This is a genomic window from Streptomyces sp. NPDC002032, from assembly GCF_042890765.1.
Lineage (GTDB): Bacteria > Actinomycetota > Actinomycetes > Streptomycetales > Streptomycetaceae > Streptomyces.
This window is the reverse complement of the sequence record NZ_JBIASM010000001.1, coordinates 360003-379312: the sequence shown is the minus strand read 5'-3', so window position 1 is coordinate 379312 and position 19310 is coordinate 360003. Positions and strand designations below refer to the sequence as shown.

Here is a 19310-nt window from a genome sequence, read left to right as displayed (position 1 = left end):
CCGGCAGTATCTTCCTTTCCATGGACATGGCAAACGCGTTACTCGGCCGATTCCTGGGGGCGGCGCTGGCCGCCGGCCTCCTCCTCCCGCTCACCGGCTGCCAGGACGGCGGCGGGGGCGCCGGCGCCCGGGCCACGGGGGACGGCGCGGTGGTGGTGGCCCCCGGCAGACCGGGCGAGCAGGCCCGCACCCTCTCCCCCGGGCAGGCCGCGAAGGAACGTCCCGACGACACCCCCAACGCCGCCGACCACGCCTACGTGCGGCACATGACCGAGCACCACCGACAGGCCCTCGCCATGAGCGCCCTCGCCCCCGGCCGGGCCTCATCGGACGCGGTCACGCGCCTCGCCGAACGCATCGCGGCCGCGCAGGGACCCGAGATCGCGGCCATGGACAAGTGGGTCGCCCTCCACCCCTCCCCCGGCCCCGGCGCGACGGCCCACGATCACGCGGCGATGCCCGGCATGGCCACGGAGCAGCAGCTCGCGGAGCTGACCGCGGCCCGGGGGGCCGACTTCGACCGGCTCTTCCTGAAACTGATGACCGCCCACCACGAGGGCGCCGTGAAGATGGCCGCCGAGGCGCTGGCCGGGGGCAACAACGTCGCCGTCGAGGAGCTGGCCACCGAGGTCGTGGCGACCCAGACCGCCGAGATCCACCGGATGCGCGCGATGGGCTGACGGTCCCGGGCGCCGGTGGCATGCTGGGAGCACCTGCGGGAGGAGCTCCGCCGTGCTTCGTGTCGCCGTCGTCGGTTCGGGCCCCAGCGGGGTCTACGCCGCTCAGGCACTGGTCCAGCAGCGTGAGGTGCCGGGCGTACGGGTCGACGTACTGGACCGGCTGCCGGCGCCGTACGGGCTCGTGCGGTACGGGGTGGCCCCCGACCACGAGAAGATCAAGTCGCTGACCGGAAGCCTGCGGTCGGTGCTGGAGGACGAGCGGATCCGCTTCCTCGGCAACGTGGAGGTCGGTGGCGCACTCCTGCCCACCGCACGGCTCTCGGAGCTCTACCACGCGGTGGTGTACTGCGTGGGCGCGGCGCGCGACCGGACGCTGGGCATCCCCGGCGAGGACCTGGCCGGGGTGCACTCCGCGACGGCGTTCGTGTCCTGGTACAGCGGGCACCCCGACGCGGCCGCCTTCGACCTCGCCGGGGTGCGCTCGGCGGTGGTGGTCGGGGCCGGGAACGTCGCCGTGGACGTGGCCCGGATCCTGGCCCGGGGCGTGCCCGAGCTGGAGCCGACGGACATGCCCCAGCCCGCGCTCGGGGTCCTCGCCGGGAGCGGGCTGCGGACGGTGACGATGGTGGCCCGGCGCGGCCCGTCGCAGGCCAGGTTCACCACCAAGGAACTCCGCGAACTGGGCACCCTGGCGGGGGTGGAGGCCCGGGCCGAAGCCGCCGAGCTGGCCCTCGACCCCGCCTGCGCCGACCCGGCCGCGGCGGCGGCGCTGCCCGCCGCGGCCCGGCGGAACCTGGAGGTGCTGCGCGGCTGGGCGGCGGCCGCTCTGGCCCCGGGAGCGCGCCGGAGCATCTCCCTGCGCTTCTACCTGCGCCCCGTCGAACTGCTCGGCGGGCCGCGGGGCCGGGTGCGCGCGGTGCGCTGCGAGCGGACCGCGCCGGACGGCCTCGGCGGGGTGCGCGGCACGGGCACGTACGAGGAGCTCGACGCCGAGCTGGTGCTGCGCTCGGTCGGCTACCGGGGGGTGCCGCTCACCGGGCTGCCCTTCGACGCCGTCACCGGGACGGTGCCGCACGCGGCGGGCCGGGTGGTGCGCGGGGGCCGGGCCTCGCCCGGCGAGTACGTGGCGGGGTGGATCAAGCGCGGCCCGACCGGGGTGATCGGCACCAACCGGCCGTGCGCCAAGGAGACGGTGTCCTCGCTGCTCCAGGACGCGGGAGCGCTGGCCCGCCGCGAGCGCCCGGGCGACCCGCTGGAGGCGCTGTGCGCGGCGGGGCTGCGTCCCGTCCGGTGGCCGGGCTGGCTGGCGATCGAGGCGGCCGAGGCGGAACTCGGCCGGTCCCTGGGCCGCCGCTCGGTGAAGATCCCCGACTGGCCGGGCCTGCGCGCGGCGGCGGGCCTGGTCTGAGCCGCCCCGCCCGCGCGGGCTACTGACCGGCGGGCGCGGCCGTCGCCGTGAGGCGGGCGGCTTCGGCCGCGGCGGCCGTGAGGACGGTGTCCAGGAGCCCGGGGAAGAGGCCCTGGAGCTCGGCCCGGCGCAAGCCGTTCAGCTTGGTGGTGCCGCGGTAGGTCTGGCGTACGACACCGCTCTCGCGCAGGACGCGGAAGTGGTGCGTGGTCGTGGACTTGGTGACCGGCAGGTCGAAGTACGAGCAGGCCAGTTCGGCTTCCGTGGCGGCGAGGTCGCGGACGATGGAGAGCCGGACCGGGTCGGAGAGCGCGTGCAGCACCGCTTCGAGGCGGATCTCCCCGGGCTCGGGGTGGGCGAGGGCGCGGGCCGTGTCCCGTTCCGTCATGTCCGGCTCCACTCGTCGGATCGGCTGCGCCCGCCGGCCGGCGGACCCCCATCGTACGAGAACCGTCGTAGCACCGGCGAAGGGTGCCGCGGGGGGGGTGCGGCGGGGCGTGGGGAACTCCCGCGCCGCACCCCGGTTCACCAGGAGCGGTGGTACTGGACCGGCATGCGGAGCTCTCCGCCGAGTTCGGCGGCGGCGCGGCGGGCCCAGTAGGGGTCGCGCAGCAGCTCCCGGCCGAGCAGGATCGCGTCCGCCTCGCCGTTGGCCAGGACCTTCTCGGCCTGCTCCGGCTCGGTGATCAGGCCGACGGCGGCCACGGGGAGGGCGGTCTCGGCCTTGACGCGGGCCGCGAACGGCACCTGGTAGCCGGGGCCGACGGGGATCTTCACGTGCGGGGCGAGACCGCCCGTGGAGACGTCGAGCAGGTCCACCCCGTGCTCCGCCAGCAGTCCGGCCAGCCGGACCGTCTCGTCGGCGGTCCAGCCCTGCTCCTCCAGCCAGTCGGTGGCCGAGATCCGGAAGAACAGCGGGAGCTCCTCGGGCCACACCGCCCGTACGGCGTCGACGACTTCGAGGGCGAGGCGGGTGCGGTTCTCGAACGAGCCGCCGTAGGAGTCGGTGCGGGTGTTGCTGTGCGGGGAGAGGAACTGGCCGATCAGGTACCCGTGGGCGCCGTGGATCTCCAGCACCTGGTACCCGGCGGCCAGCGCGCGGGCGGCGGCCGCGGCGAACAGGGCGGTGACCTCGCCGATCTCCTCGACCGTGACGGCGTGCGGGACCGGGTCGCCCTCGGCGAACGGTACGGCGCTCGGCGCGAGCGGCGTCCAGCCGTGGGCCTCGGGCCCGACGGGGCGGCCGCCCTTCCAGGGCCGCTCGGTGGAGGCCTTGCGGCCGGCGTGGGCGATCTGGATGCCGGGGACGGCGCCCTGGGACTTCACGAAGTCGGTGATCCGGCGCAGGGCCGCGACCTGGGTGTCGTTCCAGATGCCGAGGTCGTAGGGGCTGATCCGGCCGTGCGGGGAGACGGCCGTGGCCTCCTGGAGGATCAGTCCGGTGCCGCCGGTGGCGCGGGCCGCGTAGTGGGTGAAGTGCCAGTCGGTGGCGACCCCGGCGGCCGGGCCGTCGGGCGCGGCGCTGTACTGGCACATCGGCGCCATCCACACCCGGTTCGGGATGGTCACCGACCGCAGCGCGTACGGCTGGAACAGGGCGGAAAGGGCGGCGGGGGCTGCGGCACTCATGGGGCTCTCCAGATGTCACCGGACGCGCGCCGGGGATCGGCGCTCAGGACGAGAAACGCTAAGTACGAGAAGCACCGTACTACGAAATCTCTCGTAGTACGAGACTTCCCGTACAACCGTCGGGCGGGTGCAGACTGGCCGGAAGCCGTCGTGGAGCCGAGGACGTCCGGAGGTGCCGGCCATGAACGAGGTGCTGCTGCTCGCGGGAACCCGCAAGGGGCTGTTCATCGGCCGCCGCCGGGGCTCCGGCCCCTGGGAGCTCGAAGGGCCCCACTTCAACGCGCAGGCCGTCTCGGCCGTGGCGATCGACGGACGGGGACCGGCGCCGCGGTTGCTGGCGGGCGGGGACAGCGCGCACTGGGGGCCGTCCGTCTTCTCCTCCGACGACCTCGGGGCCACCTGGCAGGAACCCGCCGCGCCCGCCATCAGGTTCCCGCGGGACACCGGGGCCTCGCTGGAACGGGTCTGGCAGCTGCACCCGGCGGGGCCCGAGGCCCCGGACGTGGTCTACGCCGGTACGGAGCCGGCCGCCCTGTTCCGCTCCACCGACCGCGGCACCTCCTTCGAGCTGGTCCGCCCGCTGTGGGAGCACCCGACCCGCTCCGCGTGGGTGCCGGGCGGCGGGGGCGAGGGCCTGCACACGGTGATCACCGACCCGGCCGACCGGGCCGCGGTGACGGTCGCCGTCTCCACCGCCGGAGTGTTCCGCACCCGGGACGGCGGGGCCGGCTGGACCCCGTCCAACCACGGTGTCGCGGCGGTGTTCCTGCCCGATCCGCACCCCGAGTTCGGCCAGTGCGTCCACAAGATCGCCCAGGACGCCGGGAACCGCGACCGGCTCTACCTGCAGAACCACTGGGGCGTGTACCGCAGCGACGACGCCGGCGACACCTGGAGCGACATCGGGGCCGCACTGCCCTCCGACTTCGGCTTCGCCGTGGCCGCCCATCCCCACCGCCCCGGCACCGCCTACGTCTTCCCGCTCAACGCCGACTCCGACCGGGTCCCGGCGCAGCACCGCTGCCGGGTCTTCCGCACCGGGGACGCGGGCGCGCACTGGGAGCCCCTCACGAGGGGCCTGCCGTCCGGGGACCACTACGGCACGGTGCTGCGCGACGCCCTGTGCACCGATGACGCGGACCCGGCGGGCGTCTACTTCGGCAACCGCAACGGCGAGTTGTACGCCAGCCACGACGACGGCGACAGCTGGCGGCTGCTGGCCGCCCACCTGCCGGACGTGCTGTGCGTGCGGGCTGCCGTACTGCACTGAAGCGGAACCGGCTGTCGGTGTGGGCCAGTAGAGTGATCACCCATGGCAGCACGACCGTTGAACGAGATCGTCGAGCCGGGCTGGGCCCGCGCTCTGGAGCCGGTGGCGGCGCAGATCGCCGCCATGGGCGACTTCCTGCGCACCGAGATCGCGGCCGGTCGGACGTACGTCCCCGCCGGGGCGAACGTCCTGCGCGCGTTCCAGCAGCCCTTCGACGAGGTGAAGGTACTGATCGTCGGGCAGGACCCCTACCCCACCCCGGGCCACGCGATGGGCCTGTCCTTCTCGGTGGCGCCCGAGGTGGACCCGTGGCCGCCGAGCCTGGACAACATCTTCCGCGAGATGCACGCGGACATCGGGACCGGCCGCCCGGTCAACGGCGACCTGACCCCCTGGACCCGGCAGGGCGTGCTGTTGCTGAACCGCTCGCTCACCACCGCCCCGCGCAAGACCGGCGGCCACCGCGGCAAGGGCTGGGAGGCGGTCACCGAGCAGGCGATCCGGGCCCTGGCGGCGCGCGGCAAGCCGCTGGTGTCGGTGCTGTGGGGGCGCGACGCGCGCAATCTGCGGCCCCTGCTGGGCGACCTGCCGGCGGTGGAGTCGGTGCACCCGTCCCCGATGTCCGCCGCCAACGGCTTCTTCGGGTCCCGGCCGTTCAGCCGGACCAATGACCTGCTGGTCCGCCAGGGTGCACAGCCCGTCGACTGGCGGCTCCCGACCGTCGGTTGAACGGTATATGACATTGAACTACGACATTCAATGGATAAATACGGACAGATGCCGCCCGGACAGGCCCTGCCCGAACACCAGGTTCCGATAAGCCAGTAGCATGCGGCGCCATGAGCTCCCCCACTGGGCCCGCAAATGGCCTGCCCGTACGAATGCCGCGACCCCGCCAGACCGGACGGCACCGCCGGCCCGAGCCCGCGGTGGCGCCCGAGGGCGCGCCCGCGCTGGTGCTCGCCGTGCCCGGTGCCCCTTCGGCCGCCTCGCGGGGGCTCGCGGAAGAGATCATCAGCATCGGCCGCTCCGAGCTGCCGGGCCTGGACGCCCGCATCGGCCACCTCGACGGTGACGACGCCGAGGGGGCCGAGTTCCCCTCGCTCCGCAGCGTGCTGAACTCCGTCGTCGCCGAGCGGACCGCACGCGCGGAGTTCGCCCGCGCCGCCGGTCACGAGGTGCCCGCGCCGACCGGCCCGGACGCCGTGGTCGTGCCCCTGCTGGCCGGCCCCGACGGGGACCTGCTGCGCCGGGTCCGCCAGGCACTGATGGACTCCTCCGCCGCCGCCGAGCTGGCCGACGTACTCGGCCCGCACCCGCTGCTCGCCGAGGGCCTGCACGTGCGGCTCTCCGAGGCCGGCCTGGCCCGCGCCGACCGCGCCCGTCTGTTCACCGTGGCCACCGCCGCCGACGGCATCATCCTGGCCACCACCGGCGGCGAGGAGGCCGTCCAGGCGGCCGGGATCACCGGCATGCTGCTGGCCGCCCGCCTCGCGGTGCCGGTGATGGCCGCCGCCCTGGACCAGGAGGGCTCGGTGGCCGCCGTCGCCGCCGAGCTGCGCGGCTCGGGCTCCGCCCAGCTGGCGCTGGCGCCCTACCTGATCGGCCCGGAGGCCGCCGAGGGCCTGCTGGACACCGCCTGCAAGGAGGCCGACTGCGCCGCCGCCGACGTGCTGGGGTCCTACCCCGCGCTCGGCAAGCTGGCCGTCGCCCAGTACAGCGCCGCCCTGGGGATCACGCTGGGCGCCGCCTCCCACTGAGTCCCGCCCCAACGCGAAGAGGGCCCGCTCACCCGGATTCCGGGGGCGGGCCCTCGCCGTGTCCGCGGGGCGCCGCCCGGGGCGCGATCCGGGCCGCGATCCGGGCGCCGGCGGCGGACGGGCTCAGCCGAAGACCACGCACGAGGCCGCCGGTACGGGGACCGAGCCGGCCCGGCGCGGCTCGCCGGTGCGCCGGTCCACTTCGAACCAGGTGACGTCGCCGGAGCGTTCGTTGGCCGCGTAGAGGCGGTGTCCGGCCGGATCGGCCGCGAGGTCGCGCGGCCAGCGGCCGCCGCAGCCGACCGTGCCGATGAGCAGCGGTTCCTCCGGACCCGCGGCCAGGGAGAAGGTGACCAGGGTGTCGGTGCCGCGCACGGCGGCCCAGACGAAGCGCCCGTCGGGCGAGGCCACGATCGCGGAGGGATAGGGCCGCGCGGCGCCCGGAGCACCCGCCGGCGCGACCGGAACCTCACGGACCGGTTCCAGGTGCCCCGACGCGGCGTTCCAGCGGCACACGGTCAGCTGCGGCTCCAGCTCGTGCAGTACGTACACCACTCCGCCCGCCGGGTGGAAGGCGAGGTGGCGCGGTCCGGCGCCGGCCCGCAGGGGCACTTCCGCGTGTACCCGGAGGGCCTCGGTGGCCGCATCGAGCGCGCAGACCCGTACCGCGTCGGAGCCCAGATCCACGCCGAGCACCCACCGGCCGGTGGGGTCGGGCAGCACCTGGTGGGCGTGCGGGGCCCGCTGGCGCTCGGCGTCGGGGCCGGCGCCGCGCAGGGCGAGGACGGCGGCGGGCCCGTGCGGGGCGCCGTCCGGGCCGACCGGCAGACTGCTGACGCTGCCGGAGGTGTAGTTGGCGGTGACCAGCCGGCTCCCGGCCAGGCAGAGGTGGGTGGGGCCCGAGCCGCCGACGGGCGCGGGCGCCCCGATCGGCTCCAGTCCCCCGGCGGTGACACGGAAGGCGCCCACCGCACCGCGGTCGGTCTCGCTCACGGCGTAGAGCACCCCGGCGGCCCGGTCGAGCGTGAGGTACGAGGGATCGGGCAGGGACGCGTCGGCCGCGAGCGGGGTCAGCGCCCCGGTGGCCGGATCCACGGCCGCGGTGGTGACACCGCGGCCGCCCCCCGAGGTGAACGAGCCGATGTAGGCACGGTGCGCGCCGCCTTGGTCCCTGCTGTCCGCGTCGCCCACGGATGCCCCTTCTCCGCCGTCCCGGATCCGTACGGAGCCGACGGTAACAGAAGGTCTAGACCAAATCCTCACCTCTGGCGCGTTCCTGCGCCCCGGGATGGTGGACGTACGCCGTCGCGCTCGGCCGGTCCTCGTAGGTCCGGTGGAACACCGGGGTCGCCGATCCGGACATCGGGGGGACGATCCAGGACCAGTCGGCGCCCACCGCACGGCCCTTGCCCTCCTCCCGCTCCAGATGGGAGAGGAACCGCCGGGACTCGGTGTGGTGGTCGGCGATGGTCACACCGGCGGCGTCGAAGGAGTGCAGCACCGCCCGGTTGAGTTCGACGAGCGCCCGGTCCTTCCACAGCGAGCGGTCGGTGGAGGTGTCCAGGCCGAGGCGGCGGGCCACGGCGGGCAGGAGGTTGTAGCGGTCGGTGTCGGCGAGGTTGCGGGCACCTATCTCGGTCCCCATGTACCAGCCGTTGAAGGGGGCGGCGGGGTAGTGGACGCCGCCGATCTCCAGGCACATGTTGGAGATGGCGGGCACGGCGTGCCAGCGCAGGTCCCAGTCGCCCCAGTCGTCCCGCCCGTCCGGATACCGCACGGGCACCTCCAGCACCGCGTCGGCGGGGGTCTCGAACCAGCGGGGCTTGTCGTCCACGCCCTGGACCACCAGCGGGAGGAGGTCGAAGGGGGTGCCCGGGCCGCCGGGCCAGCCGAGCCTCAGCAGGGCCTCGGTGAGCGGCGCGTTGCGGGCGTCGCCCACCGTGACCGAGTGGTGGTCGCCGTAGCCGGCGTAGCGCACCAGCTGCTCGTTCCAGATCAGCGGGCCGGGGCGGCCGGGGGCGTCCGGGGCGAAGACGGTGATGGTGGGGCGGACCCGGCCGCCGTTGGTGGCCTCCCGCAGGTGCTCGAAGCTCTCCCGCGCGATGTCCTCGGCCTCCGTCAGCATGCGCCGGTCGCGCACGCGCAGCGAGTTCCAGTAGAGGCGCCCTATGCAGCGGTTGCTGTTGCGCCAGGCGACGCGGGCCCCGTGGACCAGCTCCTGCGGGGTGTGGCGGTAGGTGCCGGTCTCGGCCAGCTCGGCGCGGACGGCGGCGATCCGGGCCCGCGGATCGCCCGCCGCCGGGTTCTCGCGGTGGAAGAGCCGGATGAAGTCCTCGGCTTCTTCCGCCACCTGAGCGGTGCTGGCGTGCTGCTGGAGTATGTCCATTGCGCCCCGTAAGCCCCCGTCCGACCGGATCCACCCCGTAGGCACCGGATGAAAATGCGCACATGCAGGTCACCCGTTGTACAGGGCGGTGATCAGCGGTGCAGCCACTCGGAGGAGTGAACACTCCTCCGAGTGATCTTCTCACGAAGTCCTGCGGGAGAGGGCCGGACTGCCCTATCATGCGCGGCGGTCGGGGCTGCGTCCGGTCCCCGGCCGGGCGGCGGTACGGACGCGGGGCGTCAGGCCGCCGCGGTGAGCGGGGCGCGCGGGTCGGTGCGCAGGGGGGCCGCGAGGGCGGTCAACGCCTGCTCCAACCCGTGGAGGTGGGCCAGGGCCGGTTCGGCGGCGGCCGGATGGGCCGGGGCCTGCGCGGTGGCCGGCTGCGGGCCGCCCTGGGGGGCAGTGAGCGCCTCGACGGCCGCCTCGACCCGCCAGCAGGCGGCGGCGAGCCGGGCGTCGTGGGAGGCCTGTGGGTCTGCGGCCACCAGCACGAGCCCGTGCACCTCGCGGGCGCAGTCGTCGAGCAGGGCCAGGACCTGGCGGGCGCGGGCCTTGCGGGCGCGCAGCGGGCTCAGCGGATGGACGAGCGGGGCCAGCGCCATCCGCACCCGGCCGAGCAGCAGTTCCAGCTCGGCCGCATGCGGGGCGGGGTCGGCGGCCGGGTCCCCGGCGAGCCGGTCGAGGGAGGCCGCGGTGGAGGCCCGTACGCAGTGCAGTGCGCGCTGGATCCAGGCGTCGTTGGCGGCGTGCGTGGTGACGGGCAGGACGAGGATGACGGCGAGCGATGCGCCCAGCGCGCCGACGGCCGTCTCCTCGAAGCGCAGCAGCAGCAGACCCGGGTGGAGGACGCCGAGGAGCCCGTAGAGCAGCCCCGCCATGACGGTGACGAAGAACATCATCCAGGAGTAGGAGGGGGCGGCCGTGTAGAAGATGCCGAAGACGCAGACGGCGACGAGGGCGGCGGTGGGCACGGGCGCGCCGTGCAGCGGTACGGCGATCAGCAGCCCGGCCGCGATGCCGAGGACGGTGCCCAGCACCCGGCGGAAGCCGCGGACCAGGGTCTCCCCGCGCGAGGCGGTGTTGACGAAGATCCACCAGGCGGTGCCGACGGCCCAGTACCAGCGGTCCTCGGACAGCGCCTGCCCGATGGCGAGGGCGAAGCCGCAGGCGGCGGTGGCCTGGAAGGCCTGCCGGGTGGTGGGCCGGGCGAGGCCGGCGCCGGGCAGTCCGGGCGGGGCGGTGGCCGGCGGGGTACGGCGCTCGATGGGCCACAGCAGGAAGCGCGTGGCCCCGGCCGACAGCAGCGCCAGCGTGACGGCGGCGAACAGTTCGGGGAGCTGGGCGGGCACGGCGTGCAGGAACTGGGTGACGAAGAACATCATGAAGCCGAAGATGCCGAGGGCATGGCCGCGCGGTCCCCAGCGGCGGGCGTACACCCCGGCGAAGACCACGGCGAGGAAGGCCGCGTCGCGGGCCTGCGGCAGCCCGTGCAGGGAGGTGGCCAGCGCGAGGACGGGGAATCCGGCGACGGGCAGCAGCGCGGTGGTGATCCGCTGGGCGCGCACGTCGGCGTCCAGGACGGTGAAGAGCGCCAGCAGGGCCGCGAGGCCGCCGGTGATGGAGGCGGTCTGGGAGAGCCCCGCCAGTTCGGCCACGGTGACGGCGAGTGCCACGCCGACGACCGCGCGCAGTGAGTTCCTGAGCCTCGTACGGCCCGGGTCCGGAGCCACGAACATTCTCTTCACGGCGGTGTGCCGCCCCCCTCGTGATGGCGCACGCCGGGCCGCCTCCCGCCCGGGGGTGGTGGGCGGTGTGGGGGCACGGCGAAGGCGCCACGGTCCGGACCGGCCTCGTTGCCGTCCGGCGCTGCGTGGCGCCGTAAGTACATGGATAAGACACAGATAACCATCCGGAGGCCCACTGGCTCAACCGGAGGGGCCACCACTGAGCCATTGGCACAGCCGAGGGGGGCCGGATCCGACCGGGAATCCGCCAGCGGACCAGCCGGCCCCGATGGAGACACGCCCCGCGCGTGGACGCGTACCGGACGGGTACGTGCATCACACGGGGTGCGGCTCTGGCCATAGGGGCTGCGACGGGGGCCGCACCCCGACATCAGTCCGCCGTCGACACCGGCCCGCCGTCAGGGAGCGTTGGGGGCCACGACGGTGAAGAACGCGCCGTCGGGATCGCGCAGGGTCAGGGAGCGGCTGGCCGCGGTGGTGCGGACCGGGGACGCGAGGGTTCCGCCGAGCGCCGTCGCCCGGTCGGCGGCCGCCTCCAGGTCGGGCACGTGGAAGTGGGTGTGCCAGCGGGGCCGGACGTTCGGGTCGGGGTCCGCCTCGACCGCGCCGCCGCTGATCCGGGCCACGGTGTCACGGCCGTGGCGGAGCACCACCCGGTCGTGCTCGTAGGAGACGCTGCAACAGCCGGGGCTCCCGTCGGCCCAGCCGAGGACCTGACCGTAGAAGATGGCCGCCGCGAAGGCGTCGCGGGTACGCAGTTCCAGCCACGCGGGGGCGCCGTCGCCCGCCACGCTCCAGTCGGGGATGACCCCGCCCTCCCAGAAGCCGAAGACCGCGCCGTCGGGGTCGGCCGCCAGGGCGGCACGGCCCGTCCCGAAGGGCAGCGGGCCCACGGCCACGGTGGCGCCGCGTTCGCGCACCCGGGCGGCGGCCACGTCCGCGTCGTCGACGGCGAAGTACGGGGTCCAGGCCACGGGGAGGCCGGGGGACGCGGCCGGGGCGCCGATGCCCGCGACGGGCGTGCCGTCCAGGAAAGCCACCGACAGGCCGTCTCCCGTGTCGCGGAACTCCCACCCCATCACGGCTGTGTAGAACCGCTGCGCCGAGGGCAGGTCCCGGGTCATCAGGCTGACCCAGCAGGGTGCGCCCGCGAGTGCGTGGCTGGATGTCGACACGGCTTGCACGTCTCCTCTGCCGCGCGGCGGACGGAACCGGCCCACCGTAGCCCCGGCGGGACGCGGCGGCGGTGAGGCTCGGCAGGCCCCGCCCGATCGGACGCAGCGGGGCGGCGCGCGCGGGCGGCGGCGGACAGCGGGAGCCGGGCGTTTCGAGGCGGGCATACCTTTCATACGTGCGGACATTGGCGCGCTCGACCTTGGGTTGAAGGGATCATCCGGTGGCGTCTCCTCGCATTCCTCAGACCGGCGGTGGCGAAGCCTCCGCCCCGTGCGCGGCCGAGTGGGCGGTGGGGGTGGTGATGGTGATGACCCCTTGTGCGGAGCGGGACGCACACCGGGTCCTGGCGGCCGCTGCCGCCGCCGCGCGCGTCACCGCCGAGGAGCTGGCCGTGGCCCTGGCGGCCGCCGGCCCGCGCGGCAAGGGGCTGCCGAAGGGTGTGGAACGGGCCCTGCGGCGGGCGGTCGTGGCGGCCAGGACGGCCGGGCCGGCGCAGGCCCGGGTCGCCCCGGCGCGGCCCCTGGTGCCGAGCCGGGCCCGGACCGAAGAGGCCCTCGGCCGCTTCCGGGCGTGCCGGGCCCGGCTGCGGGCGGCGCCCGGGGAGGCGCGGGCCCGCCGGGCGATGGACGACGCCACGTACACGCTGTGCGTTCTGCTGGGGCGCCCCACGGCCCACGAAGCCCTCCACGCCGCCCGGCTGCGCCTCGCCGCGCTCCCCGCGACGCCCCCGCCGGAGGACCTGCTGCCGGCCGGAGTCGCCGTCTGACGCCCCGTCGCCACGGCCGCACCCGCCGGATCCGCACGACGCGCTCCAAACCTCCGGCGCGGCGAATTCGCCCGGTCGGCCGAGGCCCGGTGGCCGTCTGGCCGATGGCGGGCTCTCATGGGACAGCGGGCGGTTCCCCGCCCACCCACGCAAGCGCGGAAAGGCGTCCACATGTACGAAATGCGCGCTGAATCCCCGGACGGCGGGGGTGAACTCCTGTGGCACGTCCTCGCCAAGGAGCCCTCTTCCGGAACCCTCTGCGGCCGCCACGCGCCGCCCCCGGTCAGCACCCCTGCCGAGACCGGCGGGACGACCGCGGAACGCTACTGCACCCACTGCATGGGCGCCTTCCGCTCGGCGGTGCAGGCCCATGCCGAGAAGGAGCTGCGGCCCGAGGCCGCGTAGCCGGCCGACGGGCCCGGCCGCTCGTCGTGGTGGTCCCGGGCGCCGGAGTTCCCGGTGTCCGGGACCACGCCCGTGTCCGGCGGGGGGGGGCAGGGGGGCGGGGGGCGTCAGGCGCCGTCCGGGACGTGCACGTGCAGGACGCAGATGTCGTCGCGGTGGCCCCGCCGCAGCGCGGCCAGGGTGCGGGCGAGGGTCTCCTGACGCCCTTCCCGCAGGAGCCGCAGGGCGGTCGTCGCGAGCCGGGCCAGCCCGGCCTCGATGTCCTCCCCCGGCTCCTCCACGAGACCGTCGGTGTAGAGCAGCAGGTGGTCCCCCGGCAGCAGGTCGACCGTGCTCTGGCCGTACGCGGCCCGGAAGGCGGCGCCGAGCAGGGGGCCGGCCGGCTGCGGCAGGAAGACCGCCTCGTCCCCGCGGATCAGCAGGGGCGGCAGGTGGCCCGCCCGGACCCAGGTCAGGCGCCGGTCACCGGGCCGGTAGCGGCCCATCACCATGGTGGCGGTGGCGCTCCCGGCCGGATCGGTGGCGGTGTGCATCAGCAGCGCGTTGAGCCGGCCCAGGACGTCGGGCAGGGCCGAGCCGGTGATGGTCATGCCCTTGGTGGTGAACCGCAGCTGGGCCATGGTGCCGACGGCGGGCAGGCCGTGCCCGGCGACGTCCCCGACGACGAAGAGGGCGCTCCCGTCGGGGAGTTCGATGGCGCTGTACCAGTCGCCGCCGACGTTGATGCCGCTGTCGGCGGGTACGTAGGCGACGTCCACGCGCAGGCCCGCCAGGTCCAGCGACTGCTCCGGGATCGGCAGCAGCGCGTCCTGGAGCCGGGCGGCGAGCAGGCGTTCGGCCTTGAGCATGCCGCGCTGGATCAGGACGTCGCGTTCGCTCTCGCGCAGGGCGAGTTCGGCGTTCTGCTGCGCGGTGACGTCCTGGAGGAGCCCGTGCACCTCGATGGGGGTGCCGTCGGCGTCGGTCTGGGCCTCGGCGACGATCCGTACGTGGCGCACGCCCTGGGGGGTGGCGACGCGGAAGGCCTCGTCGACGGGGCCGCCCTCGCCGATCAGCCGTCGCACGGCCGCGCTCATCCTCGGCAGGTCGGCGGCCACCAGGTACCGGGGCAGTTCGTCCAGCCGGACGGGCCCGAGCGCGGGGTCGCGGTCGAAGATGGCGTACAGCTGGTCGGACCAGACGGCGGTGTCCGCCACCAGGTTCCAGGCCGCCCAGCCGAGGTTGCCCAGCCGCTGCATGTCGGCCAGCCGCCGGACCTCGCGGTCGCTGATGTCGTGGCGGATCCAGGACACGACGAGGCGCTCCCCGAGCGGGGTCGCCCGTACGGAGTACACGGACCGGCGCTGGACCCCGGCGACCACCTCCTCGTAGGTGAAGGGCTCGCCCTCGTACGTCCTCCCGGTCCGCAGCACGGCCAGGTAGCCGTCCCACAGGGCCGAGCCCGCCACGGTGGGGTAGGTCTCCAGGACCCGCCGGCCCACGAGTTCGGTGCCGCGCCGCCCGGCCACGTCGACGGATTCGGGGGCCGCCGCGTCGATCCGGTAGTCCTCGACCTCGCCCGACGGCGAGCGCAGCGGGGTGAGCACGATGGCGGGTCCGGACAGGGCGTCGAGGACCTGCTGGACGGCATCGACCTCCGCGCGGCTCCCGTCGGCGCCCGCGGCCACGGGGGCGCGGCCGTTCAGCGCGCCGAGCGGTCCGGCGCAGAGCCGCACGGCGCGCCGCAGCAGGTCGCGGGTGGGCGGATCGAAGGGGCCCGGCGCCGTCCGCAGGAAGCCGACGACGGCCCTCGGGGCCCCGTCGCCCGGCACGGGCAGCCAGGCGCGGGAGGGCCAGCGCTCGGGCGGATCCCCGATCAGCAGGTAGCGGCGGGCATCGCCCACCGGGTCCTCCAGCCAGAGGGGCCCGCACGCGGCGAGGGCCTCCAGTGCGGCGATGCCGCTGAGCGGCGGGACGTGGCGCCACTGGCCGGCGACCACTCCGCCCACCCCGGCGTGGCCGGTCAGTTCCAGGCTGCCGCCGGGGGTGGCGGCGTAGACCATGACGCCGTCCACGCCCGCGGCGCCGTCCAGTCGCGACCTCAGCAGCTCGGCGAGGTCGTCGCCGGAGCCCACGGCGGACAGCCCCTCGGCCAGCCGGGCCAGGATCCGGCGGTGCGCCGCGGCGGGGGCGGGCCCGTCGGCCGGGTCACCGGCCGGATCACCGGCCGGTTCGGGGTCCGCGACGGGCGCCACCCGCGTACGGACCGCCGACGCGATGGGCGTCGGCGCGGGCGAGGGCGGTGTGGACGGCGGCGGGGAGAGCGGGGACGCCGGCGGCCGGCCGAGCGCGCCCGCCCCGCCCAGGGTGATCCAGCACTCCTCCAGGAGGCTGCGCCCGTGCTCGGCGGCGTGCTGGGCGAGCCGTTCGTGTGCGGCGTCGGCGGAGAGGCCCAGCCGGGCCATGAGCATGCCCTTGGCCCGCTCCACGACGGCCGTGGTCGCGGCGACCCCCTCCAGGTCCTCGATCTCCTGCCGCAGCCGGGCCACCACCTTGGCCAGCGCGAGCACCTCGGGTGCCGCACCCTCGCCCGCGGACCGGGCGTCGCTCTCCATGCTCCGAGGATGGCACGGGCCGGCCCCGCCCGGTGACCCCTCAGGCGGGATGTCCCGGCTCCAGGTCCTCGACGTCGCTCAGCCGCAGCGGCTCGGGCGGCGGCCCCTCCCGCGGCGGGCAGACCTCGACGGGCGCCAGTAGGAAGCCCACGTGGTCCCCGCCCTCGACGCTGCGCTCGACCCGGCCGGTGAACCAGGTGCGCGCCGACGTCAGGACCGGGCTGCCCCCGTGCCCCGGCCGCCAGCCGGTCAGGGCGAACTTGTCGGTCCGGTCGCCCGTCCGGCTGCCGAAGAGCTCCGCGAGGTCCCGCTGATCGCGTTCGAGCGCGTGCACGGTGAGGTACGCCGCCGTGCGCGCGACCCGGTACGTGTGGTTGGCGGTGGACAGCCAGACGAAGAAGCGGGGCGGGTCGATGGAGCACTGCGAGGCGAAGCCGACCAGGCAGCCGGCCCGGGCGCCGCCGGCCTCGGCCGTGACCACGTACATCGGCACGTCGAGCCCGTCGGTGAAGGGATCCAGCGCGGTCACGGGGCCTCCTTGCGGTCCGTCGTCTCCCGGACCGGCTACCCGGCCGGGGCGGCGGGCAATCCGCCCCCGCATGAGGGGCGTGACCGAGGGCAGGCGCAGGGGGCGCGGAACAGGCCGCGCACCCCCTCGGCACGGCGGCGCGCGGCGCCGCCGCCGGACGGGAACCACGCACAGCGAGGTGACGCACATGGAACGCAGGACCGCGCCGGACGCCACACCGGCGACGGCGACGACGGCGACGATGACGCGGGCGGATCCGGAACCCGAAGGTCCGGGCCCCGTCCCCTCGTCCCCCCAGCCGGTTCCGCGTGATCCGGAGCCCGCCGAGCCCCGCCCCCGGCCGAAACCGCACGATCCCCGCCCCGCCCCCGCGAAGCCGTCACCACCCCCACCGGAGCCGTCGGAGCGTCCTTCGGTCCCCGAGCCCCCCGACTGACGCGGCGGACACCCATGAGCCTCGAACATCCCGCCGAAAGACACGGGGACGGCCGGATCGGCCGCTTCGGCAAGCTCGCCGAGCTCGCCTCCAACTTCACCAGCTCGGCGCTCTTCTCCGGCCTGTGCGTGCTGCTGGTGGCCGCCTTCGTGACGGTCCACGTGGCCGGGCTGTCCATGGAGTGGCAGCACCTCGCGGGCGACGCGATGGGAGCCGTCTCCCTGCTGCTGCTGGCCCTGCTGAAGAACGCCGAACGGCGCGCCGAGCACGCGATCCAGCGCAAGCTCGACGCCATCGCCGCCGCCCTGCTGGAGTCGCAGCGCGGCGAACCGGGCCGGGCGGCCCGCGAACTGGAGAAGGCCATCGGGCTGGCGGACCAGGCCTGAGTCGCGCCTCCCGGTCGCCGGGCGACGGCCGCCCGGCGACGATGGAGGAATGCGCGACGAACCGGTGGACGTACTGGTCGCCGGAGCGGGTCCGGTGGGACTGACCGCGGCGGTGGAACTGCGCCGGCGCGGGACCGGCTGCCGGATCGTGGACCGGCTGCCGCGGCGGCTGCCGTACGCGAAGGCCGTGGGCATCCAGCCGCGGACCCTGGAACTGTGGGACCGGATGGGCCTCGTACGGTCCGCGCTGGACGCGGCCGCACCGCTGTACGGGCAGCTGGCCTACTCGGACGGCGTGGAGACGGCCCGGCTGGAGATGCGGGTGCCGCCCGGGATCCCGTACGGGTTCGCGGCGCTGCCGCAGTACGAGACCGAGCGGATCCTGGAGGAGTTCCTCGCCCGGTCCGGGACGGCCGTCGAGCGGGGCACCGAGCTGGTCTCCTTCGCCCAGGACGCCGACGGCGTGACCTGCCGGCTGGCCGGCCCGCACGGCGAGGAGGAGGTGCGCGCCCGCTACCTCGTGGGCTGCGACGGGGCGCACAGCCTGGTCCGCAAGGGACTCGGGCTCGCCTTCGGGGGCGGGGCGTTCGCCGACGCGTACATGCTGGCGGACGTGGTGCTGGACTGGGACCTGCCCTACGGGTACGCGGTCCGCTCGACGCACCACGACGCCGCGGGCCGGCCCGACGACGTGCTGGTGTGCATCCCGCTGCCCGGGGCGGGCCGGTACCGCGTGTCGATGCCGGCGCCGCCGGAGCTGTCGTCGCCGTCGGCCGGGCCGGACGGGGTCGCGCACGGGCTGGAGGGCGGCCCGCGCCCGGAGCTCCCGCACGTGCAGGCGGTCCTGGACCGGCTGTCGCCCCGGCCGGTGACGGCCTCCGGGCTGCGCTGGTCCTCCGTGTTCCGGATCAGCCACCGGATCGTCGACCGGTACGGGGAGGGCCGCGTCTTCGTCGCCGGAGACGCCGCGCACATCCATCCCCCGACCGGTGCGCAGGGCATGAACACCGGGATCCAGGACGCCTGGAACCTGGCCTGGAAGCTGGCCCTGGCCGTGGCCGGAGACGCCTCCCCCGGTCTGCTCGCCAGCTACGACGCCGAGCGCCGGCCGGTCGGCGAGGAGGTCGTCGGGCGGACCGTCCGGCACGCCGCCGAGGGTGTGCGGGCCGGTCCCGGCGACGGGGACGGGGACGGGGCGACCCTGCTCCTGCGCGAGGCGCAGCTCCTCCTCGGCTACCCCGCAAGTCCTATCGTGCTGCGGGCGGAGCCGGACGGCGCCTCCCCGGGCCCGCGCCCCGGCGACCGCGCGCCCGACTGCGAGGGGCTGACCGGCCGGATCGAGGCCCACCCCCTGCGCCTGCACGAGCTGTTGCGGGGCAGCGAGCACGTACTGCTGGTCTGCGCCCCGCGCGCGGACTCCCCTGGCGTCCCCGAACTCGCCGCACTGACGGACGGGTTGCCCGCGGGACGGTTCACGGCGTACGCGGTCCTCACCGAGGGCGGGACCGCGCCCGCCTGGGCCCCGCTGCCGGTGTTCCTCGACGGCCGGGGCGACTTCGCCCGCGTCTACGGGGTGCGGGAGCCGACGGCCTTCGTGGTCCGCCCGGACGGCTACCTCGGCGCCCGGCTGACCCCGCCGACGGCCGCCGGTCTGAGCGCGTACCTGTCGGGGATCTTCGCGGAGGGACCGTCAGGCTGAGGGCGAACCGTACGGGTCGTCCGCGGTCGGGACGCAGAGCACCGGCACCGGTGACAGGTGCAGGAGCTTGTGCGGGGTGGAGCCGAGGAGGGCGCCGCGGATCGGGCTGTCGCCCCAGCTGCCGACGATGATGACCCGGGCGTCGTGGCGTTCGGCCGCGTCCAGCAGCGCCTGGGCCGGTTTGTCGTCGACCACCTCGACGGTGGAGGGGACCCCGGCCTCGTCGGCGGCCTCGACGGCCCGCGCCAGGGCGCTGCGGCCCGCCTGGAGGACGGCCTCGCGGTGGGCGCGGTACTCCTCGCCGGTGGGTCCGGGCGCGGCGGCTCCGTAGACGAGGACGAGCGGCTCCCCGAAGGCGGTGGCCACCTCCAGCGCCACCCGCAGGGCGCGTTCCGCGCCGGGTGATTCGTCGTACCCCAGGACCACGGACATCCGGCCTCC

Annotated in this window: 18 protein-coding genes; 9 read left to right on the top strand and 9 right to left on the bottom strand. The window is 75.6% G+C overall.

What is annotated here, in order from left to right:
- Positions 1-20: 20 nt before the first annotated feature.
- A complete protein-coding gene (locus ACFYYT_RS01420; protein WP_351825805.1) occupies positions 21-680 on the top strand; it encodes a DUF305 domain-containing protein in 660 nt (219 codons plus the stop codon).
- A gap of 52 nt (positions 681-732) precedes the next feature.
- On the top strand, positions 733-2088 hold the full coding sequence (locus ACFYYT_RS01415) for an FAD-dependent oxidoreductase (RefSeq protein WP_351825803.1): 1356 nt from the start codon (positions 733-735) through the stop codon (positions 2086-2088).
- Between the two features lie 19 nt (positions 2089-2107).
- On the opposite strand, the gene ACFYYT_RS01410 is transcribed toward ACFYYT_RS01415, so the two are convergent.
- The gene (locus ACFYYT_RS01410) at positions 2108-2476 is read right to left on the bottom strand and encodes a helix-turn-helix domain-containing protein (protein ID WP_351825801.1); all 369 of its coding nucleotides are present in this window, start codon (positions 2474-2476) and stop codon (positions 2108-2110) included.
- Positions 2477-2613: 137 nt separating this feature from the next.
- On the bottom strand, positions 2614-3717 hold the full coding sequence (locus ACFYYT_RS01405) for an NADH:flavin oxidoreductase/NADH oxidase (RefSeq protein ID WP_351825799.1): 1104 nt from the start codon (positions 3715-3717) through the stop codon (positions 2614-2616).
- Positions 3718-3898: 181 nt separating this feature from the next.
- Here ACFYYT_RS01405 and ACFYYT_RS01400 point away from each other — a divergent pair, with 181 nt between their 5' ends.
- The 3 genes from ACFYYT_RS01400 to ACFYYT_RS01390 all read left to right on the top strand — a co-directional run bounded on the left by ACFYYT_RS01400 (position 3899) and on the right by ACFYYT_RS01390 (position 6747).
- A complete protein-coding gene (locus ACFYYT_RS01400) occupies positions 3899-4987 on the top strand; it encodes an exo-alpha-sialidase (protein ID WP_351825797.1) in 1089 nt (362 codons plus the stop codon).
- 42 nt (positions 4988-5029) lie between these two features.
- Positions 5030-5716 (top strand): uracil-DNA glycosylase, encoded by a 687-nt coding sequence (locus ACFYYT_RS01395; protein WP_351825796.1) that lies wholly within the window; start codon positions 5030-5032, stop codon positions 5714-5716.
- Positions 5717-5826: 110 nt separating this feature from the next.
- Positions 5827-6747, top strand: coding sequence for a hypothetical protein (locus ACFYYT_RS01390; RefSeq protein WP_351825794.1), 921 nt, complete (start codon positions 5827-5829; stop codon positions 6745-6747).
- 123 nt (positions 6748-6870) lie between these two features.
- On the opposite strand, the gene ACFYYT_RS01385 is transcribed toward ACFYYT_RS01390, so the two are convergent.
- The 4 genes from ACFYYT_RS01385 to ACFYYT_RS01370 form a co-directional block, all read right to left on the bottom strand.
- On the bottom strand, positions 6871-7938 hold the full coding sequence (locus ACFYYT_RS01385) for a lactonase family protein (RefSeq protein ID WP_351825792.1): 1068 nt from the start codon (positions 7936-7938) through the stop codon (positions 6871-6873).
- A 55-nt stretch (positions 7939-7993) separates the two neighbouring features.
- Positions 7994-9133, bottom strand: a complete 1140-nt coding sequence (locus tag ACFYYT_RS01380; RefSeq protein WP_351825790.1) for a nitric oxide synthase oxygenase — start codon at positions 9131-9133, stop codon at positions 7994-7996.
- A gap of 239 nt (positions 9134-9372) precedes the next feature.
- On the bottom strand, positions 9373-10869 hold the full coding sequence (locus ACFYYT_RS01375; RefSeq protein WP_351825857.1) for an FUSC family protein: 1497 nt from the start codon (positions 10867-10869) through the stop codon (positions 9373-9375).
- A 407-nt stretch (positions 10870-11276) separates the two neighbouring features.
- Positions 11277-12002 (bottom strand): VOC family protein, encoded by a 726-nt coding sequence (locus tag ACFYYT_RS01370; protein WP_351825856.1) that lies wholly within the window; start codon positions 12000-12002, stop codon positions 11277-11279.
- 272 nt (positions 12003-12274) lie between these two features.
- On the opposite strand from ACFYYT_RS01370, the gene ACFYYT_RS01365 reads away from it, so the two are divergent.
- Together ACFYYT_RS01365 and ACFYYT_RS01360 are read left to right on the top strand one after the other, a co-directional pair.
- A complete protein-coding gene (locus ACFYYT_RS01365; protein WP_351825788.1) occupies positions 12275-12820 on the top strand; it encodes a DUF5133 domain-containing protein in 546 nt (181 codons plus the stop codon).
- Between the two features lie 180 nt (positions 12821-13000).
- Positions 13001-13225 carry a hypothetical protein gene (locus tag ACFYYT_RS01360; RefSeq protein WP_351825786.1) on the top strand — a complete coding sequence of 75 codons (225 nt, stop codon included), beginning with the start codon at positions 13001-13003 and terminating at the stop codon, positions 13223-13225.
- A gap of 107 nt (positions 13226-13332) precedes the next feature.
- On the opposite strand, the gene ACFYYT_RS01355 is transcribed toward ACFYYT_RS01360, so the two are convergent.
- A complete protein-coding gene (locus tag ACFYYT_RS01355) occupies positions 13333-15819 on the bottom strand; it encodes a SpoIIE family protein phosphatase (protein WP_351825784.1) in 2487 nt (828 codons plus the stop codon).
- A 40-nt stretch (positions 15820-15859) separates the two neighbouring features.
- A complete protein-coding gene (locus tag ACFYYT_RS01350) occupies positions 15860-16348 on the bottom strand; it encodes a flavin reductase family protein (RefSeq protein WP_351825782.1) in 489 nt (162 codons plus the stop codon).
- Between the two features lie 450 nt (positions 16349-16798).
- On the opposite strand from ACFYYT_RS01350, the gene ACFYYT_RS01345 reads away from it, so the two are divergent.
- Both ACFYYT_RS01345 and ACFYYT_RS01340 read left to right on the top strand, forming a co-directional pair.
- Positions 16799-17170: a hypothetical protein gene (locus tag ACFYYT_RS01345; RefSeq protein ID WP_351825780.1), complete on the top strand. Its 372-nt coding sequence runs from the start codon at positions 16799-16801 to the stop codon at positions 17168-17170.
- Positions 17171-17219: 49 nt separating this feature from the next.
- On the top strand, positions 17220-18869 hold the full coding sequence (locus ACFYYT_RS01340) for an FAD-dependent monooxygenase (protein ID WP_351825778.1): 1650 nt from the start codon (positions 17220-17222) through the stop codon (positions 18867-18869).
- Here ACFYYT_RS01340 and ACFYYT_RS01335 read toward each other — a convergent pair.
- Positions 18861-19301 (bottom strand): universal stress protein, encoded by a 441-nt coding sequence (locus ACFYYT_RS01335; RefSeq protein ID WP_351825776.1) that lies wholly within the window; start codon positions 19299-19301, stop codon positions 18861-18863. The two genes, ACFYYT_RS01340 and ACFYYT_RS01335, sit on opposite strands and share 9 nt — an antisense overlap.
- Positions 19302-19310: the final 9 nt, after the last annotated feature.

Coding starts and splice junctions, on each gene's coding strand:
- ACFYYT_RS01420 (WP_351825805.1), top strand. CDS start 21: ATGGACATGGCAAACGCGTTACTCGGCCGATTCCTGGGGGCGGCGCTG.
- ACFYYT_RS01410 (WP_351825801.1), bottom strand. CDS start 2,476: ATGACGGAACGGGACACGGCCCGCGCCCTCGCCCACCCCGAGCCCGGG.
- ACFYYT_RS01405 (WP_351825799.1), bottom strand. CDS start 3,717: ATGAGTGCCGCAGCCCCCGCCGCCCTTTCCGCCCTGTTCCAGCCGTAC.
- ACFYYT_RS01400 (WP_351825797.1), top strand. CDS start 3,899: ATGAACGAGGTGCTGCTGCTCGCGGGAACCCGCAAGGGGCTGTTCATC.
- ACFYYT_RS01395 (WP_351825796.1), top strand. CDS start 5,030: ATGGCAGCACGACCGTTGAACGAGATCGTCGAGCCGGGCTGGGCCCGC.
- ACFYYT_RS01390 (WP_351825794.1), top strand. CDS start 5,827: ATGAGCTCCCCCACTGGGCCCGCAAATGGCCTGCCCGTACGAATGCCG.
- ACFYYT_RS01380 (WP_351825790.1), bottom strand. CDS start 9,133: ATGGACATACTCCAGCAGCACGCCAGCACCGCTCAGGTGGCGGAAGAA.
- ACFYYT_RS01375 (WP_351825857.1), bottom strand. CDS start 10,869: ATGTTCGTGGCTCCGGACCCGGGCCGTACGAGGCTCAGGAACTCACTG.
- ACFYYT_RS01370 (WP_351825856.1), bottom strand. CDS start 12,002: ATGACCCGGGACCTGCCCTCGGCGCAGCGGTTCTACACAGCCGTGATG.
- ACFYYT_RS01360 (WP_351825786.1), top strand. CDS start 13,001: ATGCGCGCTGAATCCCCGGACGGCGGGGGTGAACTCCTGTGGCACGTC.
- ACFYYT_RS01355 (WP_351825784.1), bottom strand. CDS start 15,819: ATGGAGAGCGACGCCCGGTCCGCGGGCGAGGGTGCGGCACCCGAGGTG.
- ACFYYT_RS01345 (WP_351825780.1), top strand. CDS start 16,799: ATGAGCCTCGAACATCCCGCCGAAAGACACGGGGACGGCCGGATCGGC.
- ACFYYT_RS01340 (WP_351825778.1), top strand. CDS start 17,220: ATGCGCGACGAACCGGTGGACGTACTGGTCGCCGGAGCGGGTCCGGTG.
- ACFYYT_RS01335 (WP_351825776.1), bottom strand. CDS start 19,301: ATGTCCGTGGTCCTGGGGTACGACGAATCACCCGGCGCGGAACGCGCC.